At 70.8% G+C, this 9997-nt stretch carries 7 protein-coding genes; 5 read left to right on the top strand and 2 right to left on the bottom strand.

Annotated features, from left to right (window positions below; translation table 11 throughout):
* Positions 1-173: 173 nt before the first annotated feature.
* The gene (locus CEK69_RS14020; RefSeq protein WP_017910261.1) at positions 174-1055 is read right to left on the bottom strand and encodes an energy transducer TonB; all 882 of its coding nucleotides are present in this window, start codon (positions 1053-1055) and stop codon (positions 174-176) included.
* Positions 1052-2002 (bottom strand): glutathione synthase, encoded by a 951-nt coding sequence (gene gshB, locus CEK69_RS14025; protein WP_152246232.1) that lies wholly within the window; start codon positions 2000-2002, stop codon positions 1052-1054. Before gshB ends, CEK69_RS14020 begins: the two co-directional genes overlap by 4 nt.
* A gap of 242 nt (positions 2003-2244) precedes the next feature.
* Between gshB and pilG the strand changes: the two genes are divergently transcribed.
* The 5 genes from pilG to CEK69_RS14050 form a co-directional block, all read left to right on the top strand.
* Positions 2245-2646, top strand: coding sequence for a twitching motility response regulator PilG (gene pilG / locus CEK69_RS14030; protein ID WP_003472648.1), 402 nt, complete (start codon positions 2245-2247; stop codon positions 2644-2646).
* 17 nt (positions 2647-2663) lie between these two features.
* Complete coding sequence (locus CEK69_RS14035) at positions 2664-3026, top strand: response regulator (protein WP_026143267.1); 363 nt, start codon at positions 2664-2666, stop codon at positions 3024-3026.
* Position 3027: 1 nt separating this feature from the next.
* Positions 3028-3558 (top strand): chemotaxis protein CheW, encoded by a 531-nt coding sequence (locus CEK69_RS14040; RefSeq protein WP_017910264.1) that lies wholly within the window; start codon positions 3028-3030, stop codon positions 3556-3558.
* A gap of 40 nt (positions 3559-3598) precedes the next feature.
* Positions 3599-5635 (top strand): methyl-accepting chemotaxis protein, encoded by a 2037-nt coding sequence (locus CEK69_RS14045; protein WP_017910265.1) that lies wholly within the window; start codon positions 3599-3601, stop codon positions 5633-5635.
* Between the two features lie 111 nt (positions 5636-5746).
* A partial coding sequence (locus CEK69_RS14050) for an Hpt domain-containing protein (protein ID WP_193313994.1) occupies positions 5747-9997 on the top strand: 4251 nt, incomplete at its 3' end.

Below are 9997 nucleotides of genomic sequence, written 5' to 3' on the forward strand. Positions count from 1 at the left end.
TCTCCCGGCGGGAGAGGGGCTAGCTGTTCCTTCTCCCCTCGGGAGAAGGTGCCCCGAAGGGGCGGATGAGGGTACGGGCGAAGCCTCGTGCGCCCGACCTTCGCGAGTCGCTGCGCGCCGTACCCTCACCCCAACCCCTCTCCCGGGGGGGAGAGGGGCGATCTGCGTGCCGCTCAGCGGTCGTCGACCAGGCTGCCGCCGGGCAGGAACACCCAGGTGCGGGTCACCTGCAGGATGTCGACGTTGTCGTCGGTGCGCGGCAGTGGCGGGAACGGCTGCGCCAGTTGCACGATCCGCAGTGCGGCGGCGTCGAGCATCGGCACGCCGCTGGAGCGCAGGATGCGGCTGCTCTCCAGGCTGCCGTCGCGGCGCACGCCGACGCTGATCACCACCTGGCCGCCGAGCCGGCGCCGCCGCGCTTCGTCGGGATAGTTGAGGTTGCCGACGCGCTCGGCGCGGTCGACCCAGGCGCGCAGGTAGTTGGCGTAGGCGTATTCGCGGGTGCTGGCGGAGACGAACTTGCGGTTGGGGCGCTTGGCGTATTGCTCCGAGCGCAGGTGCACTTCGGCGGCCAGGCGTGCCATCTCGGCATCGCGCTGTTCGCGCTGCGCGTCCACCGGCCGTTGCGGGTCGTCGGTACGCGGCTGGGTCTGCGCCACCGGCAGCGGCTGCTCGCCGCGCGCGCTGCTGACCACGCGCGGGGTCGGTTCCGGTGCCGCGGCCGCGGTCTGCGCACGCAACGCCTGCGGCGCCAACCCGTCCTGGCGTTGTGGCACCACGCCGGGCTGGCTGTCGCGCGGACGTTGCGGCGTGTCGTGGTCGCCGCCGCCCTGCTGGTTGGCCTGGGCCAGGAAGTCGGCCTGTTTCGGTGTCAGCGGCGTGCTGGTCTGGCTGAAGATCACGTCCAGCGTCGGCACCAGCGGTGCGTCGTCGTCGATCGCGAAGCCCACGCCCAGGATCAGCAGCCCGTGCACGATCAGCGACAGCACCAGGGTGGCGCTGAGCCGTTCGCGCTCGCCGATGCGCGGCGCGGGCGTCGCGGCGGCCGCGCTCATCGCGCCGGGTAGGCCTCGATGGCGTCGAACAGCAGCCCGGCGATGTTGAGCCCGAACTGCGCGTCCAGCTCGCGCACGCAGGTGGGGCTGGTGACGTTGACCTCGGTGAGGTAGTCGCCGATCACGTCCAGGCCGACGAAGCGCATGCCGCGCCGCTTCATTTCCGGGCCGACCTGGGCGGCGATCCAGCGGTCGCGCTCGCTCAGCGGGCGGCCTTCGCCGCGGCCGCCGGCGGCCAGGTTGCCGCGGAACTCGTCGCCCTGCGGAATCCGCGCCAGGCAGTAGTCCACCGCCACCCCGTCGACCAGCAGGATGCGCTTGTCGCCGGCGCTGATGTCCGGGATGAAGCGCTGCGCCAGCGCCAGCTTGCGGCCGCCGTCGGTCAGCGTCTCCAGGATCACGTTGAGGTTGGGGTCGCCGGTGCCGCTGCGGAAGATCGACCGCCCGCCCATGCCGTCCAGCGGCTTCAGTACCGCCTGGCCATGCTCCAGCACGAAGGCCTTGAGCGTGGCGGCGTCGCGGCTGACCAGCGTCGGCGGACAGCACTGCGGGAATAGCAGGGCGGCCAGCTTTTCGTTGAAGTCGCGCAGGCCCTGCGGGTCGTTGACCACCTGCGCGCCGGCGCGCTGGGCCACGCTGAGCACGTGGGTGTCGTACAGGAACTCCGCATCGAACGGCGGATCCTTGCGCATCAGCACGACCTGGCCGGGGCCGAAGGTCAGGTCGGCGAACGCGTCCAGCTCGAACCAGCCGGCCTTGTCGTCGCGCACCCGCAGCGGCGCGGCCTGGGCGGTTGCGCAGCCATCGCGCAGGGTCAGCCCGCCGGGGCGCACGTAGTGCAGCCGGTGCCCGCGGCGCTGCGCTTCCAGCAGCATCGCGAAGGTCGTGTCTTTGGCGATCTTGATGCTGGCGATGGGGTCCATCACCACGATGACATCGAACGGCATGGGGGCACCTGAGAGACTGAGCGGAAGATGGTAGCGGGTCGGCGGGGGCGCCGCGCACCGGGTGTCGGGCGCGGCTGCGCGGTGTCGCACGTTATCCGCCAAACTGTGACATAGTTTGTGCTGTTACGTGGTTCAACGCAGACCGGCAGCGGCGGCCTTGACAGTCGCAGCGGGTCTTGGGATACATGGCGTTTCGCAGCGAAGCCGGATCCGATGAAGCGTCGCGCGCTTGGGGGCAAGTGATGAGTGAAAACACGACTGCGGGTGGGGAACTCGCAGGCTTGCGGGTCATGGTGATCGACGATTCGAAAACGATCCGTCGTACTGCCGAAACGTTGCTGAAGCGCGAAGGGTGCGAAGTGGTGACGGCGACCGACGGCTTCGAGGCGCTGGCCAAGATCGCCGACCAGCAGCCGCAGATCATCTTCGTGGACATCATGATGCCGCGGCTGGACGGCTATCAGACCTGCGCGCTGATCAAGGGCAACCAGCTGTTCAAGGCCACGCCGGTGATCATGCTGTCCTCCAAGGACGGCCTGTTCGACAAGGCGCGCGGGCGCATCGTCGGGTCCGAGCAGTACCTCACCAAACCCTTTACACGCGAAGAGCTGCTGGGCGCGATCCGTACATACGTCAACGCCTGACCAGGGGGAAAGGCAGCATGGCCCGTATCTTGTTGATCGAGGACTCACCGACCGACCGGGCGGTGTTCACGCAATGGCTTGAAAAAGCCGGGCACCAGGTCCTGTCCACCGACAACGCGGAGGACGGGATCAAGCTGGTACGCGAGCAGGCGCCGAACCTGGTGCTGATGGACGTTGTGCTGCCGGGGATGAGCGGCTTCCAGGCCACCCGCGCGCTGTCGCGCGATGAGGCCACCCGGCACATCCCGGTGCTGATCATCAGCACCAAGAGCATGGAGACCGACAAGGTCTGGGGCATGCGCCAGGGCGCCACCGACTACATCGTCAAGCCGCCGCGGGAAGACGAGCTGATCGCCCGCATCAATCAACTGGTGGGCTGACATGCGCTCGCCCTTCGACATCCTCGAGGCCTACGAGCGGCGCAGCCTGGCGCACGCCGTGCAGATGCCCGAACGCGCCTTCGACGACGACGTCTGGCGCGGGGTCGGCTACCGCGTCGGCAAGCGCCACCTGGTGTCGGACTTCCGCGAAGTGGTGGAGATCGTGCGCATGCCGCCGGTCACCCCGGTGCCGGGCGCGCAGCCGTGGCTGCTGGGCGTGGGCAACCTGCGCGGCAACCTTTTCCCGGTGGTCGACCTGAAGCAGTTCCTGGAAGGCGAGCGCACTGCGCTGCAGGAAGGCCAGCGCGTGCTGATCATGCGCCAGAGCGGCGGCGACGTGGCCCTGACCATCGACGAACTGTTCGGCCAGCGCAGCTTCACCGAGGCGCAGGCGGTGGAGCCGGGCGATCTGGCCCAGGGCCGCTACGCGCACTTCATCGACCGCGCCTTCCGCGGCGACGCCCAGGACTGGGGCGTGTTCTCGCTGTCGCTGCTGTCGCGCACTCCCGAATTCCGGCAAGCCGCCGCCTGAGCGCGCGCGCTGCCTCCGCATCGAAGACCGAGGTCGCATCATGAGTACTGCTCCGGACGCCCGCAAGGCCAGCAAGCTCGGCAGCGTGGGCACGAGTTTCTGGCTGGGCCTGCTGGCGTTGTCGCTGGTCGTGTTCGGCGCCAACACCGGCGTGGCCACCTGGCAGGGCAACCGCCTGGCCGGCGCCAGCACCGGCGCGGCCGACCTGCAGGTGCTGTCGCAACAGCTGGCCAACCAGGCCCGCGACGCAGTGTCCGGCAACGCCGAGACCTTCAAGCAGTTCAAGCAGACCAAGGCGAAGGTGGAGAGCACCGTCGCCGAGCTCAACGCACGCTACGCCAACGAAGCCGGCGTGTCCGCGCCGCTGCAGACCCTCAACGGCACCTGGGCGCCGCTGGCCAAGAACGCGCAGCAGGTGGTGGACAGCGAACCGGCGGTGCTGGCGCTGGCCGGCAACGCCGACCGCTTCGTCGGCGGCGTGCCGCAGTTGCAGGCGCAGTTGAACGAGGTGGTGCGCGCGATGACGGTCGGCGGCGCGCCCGCCGCGCAGATCTACAACACCCTGCAGCAGGTGGTGGTGGCCGGCACCATGGCCCGCCGCGTCACCGAAATGCGCGCCGGCGGCCGCGGTGCGGCCAGCGCCGGCGACGCGCTGGCGCGCGACGCGGTGGTGTTCGGGCAGATGCTCGAGGGCCTGCGCAACGGCAACGAGGAACTGGGCATCGCGCCGGTGCGCAACGCTGCCGCGCTGGCTGCACTGGAACAGTCGCAGGCGCAGTGGGCGGAAATGAAGAAGGACCTGGACGCGCTGCAGGCCAGCTCGCGCAGCCTGTTCGCCGCCCAGTCCGCCGCCGCGGCGCTGACCGCCGGCTCGGGCAAGATGCTGGAGGACAGCAAGAAGCTGTTCGACGCGTTCTCCGCGTTCGGCTCGACCCGCGACACCCGCCTGTTCCCGAACTTCTGGCTGGGCGTGATCTCCGGCCTGCTGGCGCTGCTGTCGATCGTCGGCTTCGTCTGGACCACGGTGCGCAGCCGCAGCCGCGAGCAGGAAATCCGCCTGCAGACGCAGGTGGAATACAACAGCCGCAACCAGCAGGCGATCATGCGCCTGCTCGACGAAATCAGCTCGCTCGGCGAAGGCGACCTGACCGTCAAGGCCTCGGTCACCGAGGACATGACCGGCGCCATCGCCGACGCGATCAACTACGCCGTCGACGAACTGCGCCACCTGGTGACCACCATCAACGACACCTCGGCCAAGGTCGCCGTGTCCACCGAGGAAACCCAGGCCACCGCGCGCCAGCTGGCCGAGGCGGCGGGGCACCAGGCCGAGCAGATCGGCTCGGCTTCCGTGCGCATCAACGAAATCGCCGCCAGCATCGAGCAGGTGTCGCGCAACTCCACCGAATCGGCGGAAGTGGCGCAGCGCTCGGTGGTGATCGCGGCCGAAGGCGCCGGCGTGGTCCGCGAGACCATCCAGGGCATGGACCAGATCCGCGACCAGATCCAGGAGACCTCCAAGCGCATCAAGCGCCTGGGCGAGTCGACCCAGGAGATCGGCTCGATCGTGGAACTGATCAACGACATTTCCGAGCAGACCAACATCCTGGCGCTCAACGCCGCGGTGCAGGCCGCCTCGGCCGGCGAGGCCGGCCGCGGTTTCGCCCTGGTCGCCGACGAAGTGCAGCGCCTGGCCGAACGCACCTCCGGCGCTACCCGCCGCATCGAAGGCCTGGTGCAGACCATTCAGGCCGATACCAACGAAGCGGTCAGCTCGATGGAGCAGACCACCTCCGAAGTGGTGTCCGGCGCGCGCCTGGCCGAGGACGCCGGCACCGCGCTGACCGAGATCGAACGCGTGTCCAACGCGCTCAACACCCTCATCAAGAACATCTCCATCGCCGCGCACCAGCAGTCGGCGGCGGCGATCGACATCACCCAGACGATGGACGTGATCCGGCAGATCACCGGACAGACCTCGCAAGGCGCGGGACAGACCGCCGAATCGATCGGCCGCCTGGCGCAACTGGCGGCGGACCTGCGGCGCTCGGTCGCCGACTTCAAGCTGCCGGCGTAAGCGGGCCGGAACCGGGTGGAAGGAAGCGCACATGACGTACCGTGAACAACTCCCGCATCCCGTCGCCGCGCTCGCGCGGCACGGCGCGTGCCCGGCCGCGGAGACGCGGCGATGAGCGCGCTGCGCGATGCGATGAGCCATGCCGCGCTGGGCTGGGTCAAGCCGGAACTGGACGAGACCCTGCGCCAGGTCCGCGGCGAGATCGAGGCCTTCGTCGAGGAACCGGCCGACACCGGCCGCATGCGTTTCTGCGCCGGCTATCTGCACCAGGTGCAGGGCACCTTGCGCATGGTCGAGCTGTACGCGCCGGCGATGGTCGCCGAGGAACTGGAACTGCTGGCGATCGCGGTGCAGAACGGCCAGGCGGTCGACCGCGACGAGGCCTGCGCCACGCTGATGCGTGGCACCGTGCTGCTGCCGGACTACCTGGAACGCCTGCAGGATGGCCACCGCGACATTCCGATCGTGCTGCTGCCCTTGCTCAACGAGATCCGCGCCGCGCGCGGCGAAGCCGGCCTCAGCGAGGGCGCGCTGTTCGCGCTGGCGCCTGACGCGGCCGCCGCCACCGAGGCCGAACTGGACCATGCGCGCGGCAGCCTCGCCGGGCGCAACCGCGAACTGCTCGACACCGTCGGCACCGCGATCAAGGAAGAACTGCTGCGGGTCAAGGACGCGCTGGACCTGCATCTGCGCACCGGCGGCGACGTCGCCGCGCTGCAGACCCAGGTCGACGAGCTGGGCAGCGTCGCCGATACGCTGGGCGTGATGGGCCTGGGCGTGGCGCGCAGCGTGGTGGTGCAGCAGCGCGACGCGCTGCGCAGCATCGTCGATGGCGCCCGCGCGGCCGACGAAGGCCTGCTGCTGGATATCGCCGGTGCGCTGCTGTACGTGGACGCCTCGCTCGACGACCAGGTCGCCTATCTCGGCGCCGGCGGCGACGTGCACGACGACGCCAGCGCCGCCGAGGCGCGGCGCACGGTGGAAGTGCTGGCGCACGAGGCCATCGCCAATTTCGGCAGCGCCCGCGAGCACTTCGTCGCCTTCATCGAGACCAACTGGGACCATGCGCGCCTGGACGAGGTGCCGCGCCTGCTCGCTGAGGTCGCCGGTGCCCTGCGCATGCTGGAACTGCCGCAGCCGGCCGATTACCTGGAAGGCGTGCGCCGATACGTCGGCACCGAGCTGATCGGCAAGCGCCGCGTGCCCAGCGGCCGCCAGCTCGACACCCTGGCCGACGCGATGGCCAGCCTCGAGTACTACCTGGAAGCGCTGCGCGAGCGCCGCCCCGGGCGCGAGGAGATCCTCGACATCACCCGCAGCAGCCTGGAAGCGCTGCGCTACTGGCCGCTGCCCGACACCGCGCCGGCCGCGCCGGGTGTGTTGCCGAGCGCAAGCGACTCTGCTGAGTCGACCAAGGCCGCCCCGCCGGTGGTTGCCGATCGCATTGCCGAACCTGCGTCGCCACCGTCCATCGCCGCACCGGCCGTGCCGGCCTGGGATCTGGCGCCGGCCGAGGCCGCGCTCGAGACCACGCCGCGCGCGCAGGACGCTGCGCCGTCCGCACCGCAGGCGCCGCAGTGGAGCCTGGCGACGGACGCCGCCGACACCGCGGCCGAACACGCCTCCGCGCCCGCCGACGACGGCGCTGCGCGCGACGAGCACGAGCCCACAGCAACGTCGCAGGCGCTCAGTTTCGATCCGGTCGCGGCCGAACAGGACAGCTGGACCGGCACCGCCGAGCCGCTGCACATCAGCCTCGATTCCCTGGTGCTGGAGCAGGACGCACTGCGGCCGCAGACGCCCTCCACGCTCGCCCATGAAGACGATGCCGCAGCCGCTTCCGCGCCGTCCGCCTCCGATGTCGCCGGTTTCGATCCGGTGGCCGCCGAGTATCCGGAGCAGGCGCAGGCCGATGTGCCGGCCGCGTTCGCTGGCCTGGACGAACACGACGATCCCAACCTGATCATCGTCGACACGCCGGCTGCTGCAGAAGACGCCGACGCCTCCGCGCCGCCGCTGGTCATCGAACTGGAAGACGCGCCGGCGTTCGCCGACGCGCCTGGCGGGTCCGCCGACGAGGTGCATACGCTCGACTGGCACGCCGCCCCGGACGCGCAGGACGAGCAGGCCGCGTCCGCGCTGTCGCCGGATGCGGCCGCGCTGGCCGACGCTGGCGCCCATATCGCCCACGGCGAACGCCTCGACGCGGCAGGGGAGGCCGAGCCAGCAGACGCCGGTGCCGACGCCGAAGACGCCGCCCACGCGATCCCGTCGGAGGCCGCGGAGGTTGCCGCCAGCGACGCCGCACACGAGACCGCTCCTCACGTTTCTCTCGATGACCAGGCGCATGTCGATACCGGCCTTGCCGCCATCGGCGAGGAGGCGCACACCGTGGCCGATGCGCCATCGGCGCCGGAGCATGCCGCGCTGGAATCCGAGGAGCATGCGACGCCCGAGCCGGTACAGGCACACGCTGCACCGGTGTCGGACGCCGAAGCCGCGTTCCTGGCCGACCTGGAGGCTGCTGCCGCGCAGTTCGATGTGACTTCTGCCGCGCGCAGCGGCGAGCCCGCGGCCGCAACGCCTGCCAGCCATGAGGCGAGTGCCGCGCCTGCCGCCGCTCCGCCTGCCGCCGAGACCGGCTTCATCGACGGCGATGGCGAGATCGACGAAGAGATCCGCGCGGTGTTCCTCGAGGAATTCGACGAGGAACTGGTCAATCTCGGTGCGCTGCTGCCGGCCTGGCGCGCCGCGCCTGCCCACACCGAAAGCCTGCGGCCGATCCGCCGCGTGTTCCACACCCTGAAGGGCAGCGGCCGCCTGGTCGGCGCGCGCGTGCTCGGCGAGTTCAGCTGGAAGATCGAGAGCATGCTCAACCGCGTGCTCGACGGCTCGCGTCCCGCCAGCCCGGCGGTGGTGGCGATGGTCGAGCAGGCCTACGCGGTGCTGCCGCAACTCAATGCCGCGCTGCGCGGCGACGGCGCGGTGCAGGCCGACCTGGACGCGATCCAGGCGGTGGCCGAGCGTATCGCCGCCGGCGAGGAGGCGTTCTATTTCGCCACCCCGCAGGCGACCGTCGCGCCGCGCGCGGGCACACCGGCGTCGGTGGACAGCGTGCTGCGCGAGATCCTCGAAGCCGAGGTCGCCACCCATCTGGAGACCGTGCACGCCTGGCTGCAGCACGCGCCGCAGCCGGCGACCGAAGCGCTGCTGCGCGCGGTGCACACCATGAGCGGCGCGTTCGCGATGACCGACGTGCCGGAGATCACCGCGGTCACCGGGCCGGCCGAGAGCTACGTCAAGCGTGCCTTGGCGTCTGGTAGCGTTCCGAGCGCCGACGGCGTGCGTGCGCTCGAGGACGCGGCGCGCGCCATCGCCGCCACCATCGCGGAACTGCAGGCACCGTCGCCGGTGATTCCGCCGTTCACCGACCTGGCGCAGCGCCTGCGCGCGCTGGTGGAGACCCTGCCGGAAGTGCAGTGGCCGCCGATCGCGCACGACGAGGACGACGAAGACCTGTCCGCGTCGGCACCGGCCGAGGCCGGCCTGGATGAGCAGGCCGTGCAGGCGGTGGAACTCACCGCGGCCGACGATCTGTCGGCGTTCCTGGGCGATGCCGCGCATCTGCACGAAACGCTGCCGGCGGACGAGGCGGCCGGCCAGGCAGGCGAGGGCGACGTCCATGCGGACACGGCAGTCGCACCGTCTTCGGAAGAGGCAGCGGCCTCCGCGCAGGATCAGGCGTCGGCTCAGGACGCGCTCCCAGTCGAGGAATCGGCGGCATCGCAGGATGCAGACCACGCCGAGGAACAGGCGGCCTTGGCGCAGGACGGCCAGCTCGACGCGTTGACGGTCGAGGCGCCGCTGAGCGCCGAGCAGGTGTTGGACGATCCCGCGCCGGACGCGTTGGATACGGCTGCGGCGCCGGACGCGACGGCCGATGCGGCCGCCGTCGATGCCGAGACCGACACGACGGCGGACGCGCAGGAACCACAGGCATCGTCGCACGAAGGCGAAGCGCACGGTTCCGAGGATCGCCAGGCCGAGGAACAGGCCGATGCGACGCAGGACGCGACCGTGCACGCGCACGATGCGCAGGCATCCGATCACCCGGCGGTCGACGGTGCTGCCGAAGGCCACGCGGCCGTCACGCAGGCGGGCGACACCCAGGATGACGCCGTGCAGGCGCACGATGCGCAGGCGCCGGATCATATGGCAGTCGACGGCGATGCCGCGGACCAGGCGACCGAAACGCCGGCCGACGACATCCACGACGCACATGCGCAGGAACCGCAGGCGGCGGATGACGCGGCCGCGCATGGCGCCGCCGACGCGCCCGCGCCCGCCGATGACACTGCTGAA

Source organism: Xanthomonas sp. LMG 12462 (genome assembly GCF_009192885.1).
Taxonomy (GTDB): Bacteria; Pseudomonadota; Gammaproteobacteria; order Xanthomonadales; family Xanthomonadaceae; genus Xanthomonas_A; species Xanthomonas_A sontii.

Coding starts and splice junctions, on each gene's coding strand:
- CEK69_RS14020 (WP_017910261.1), bottom strand. CDS start 1,055: ATGAGCGCGGCCGCCGCGACGCCCGCGCCGCGCATCGGCGAGCGCGAA.
- gshB (WP_152246232.1), bottom strand. CDS start 2,002: ATGCCGTTCGATGTCATCGTGGTGATGGACCCCATCGCCAGCATCAAG.
- pilG (WP_003472648.1), top strand. CDS start 2,245: ATGAGTGAAAACACGACTGCGGGTGGGGAACTCGCAGGCTTGCGGGTC.
- CEK69_RS14035 (WP_026143267.1), top strand. CDS start 2,664: ATGGCCCGTATCTTGTTGATCGAGGACTCACCGACCGACCGGGCGGTG.
- CEK69_RS14040 (WP_017910264.1), top strand. CDS start 3,028: ATGCGCTCGCCCTTCGACATCCTCGAGGCCTACGAGCGGCGCAGCCTG.
- CEK69_RS14045 (WP_017910265.1), top strand. CDS start 3,599: ATGAGTACTGCTCCGGACGCCCGCAAGGCCAGCAAGCTCGGCAGCGTG.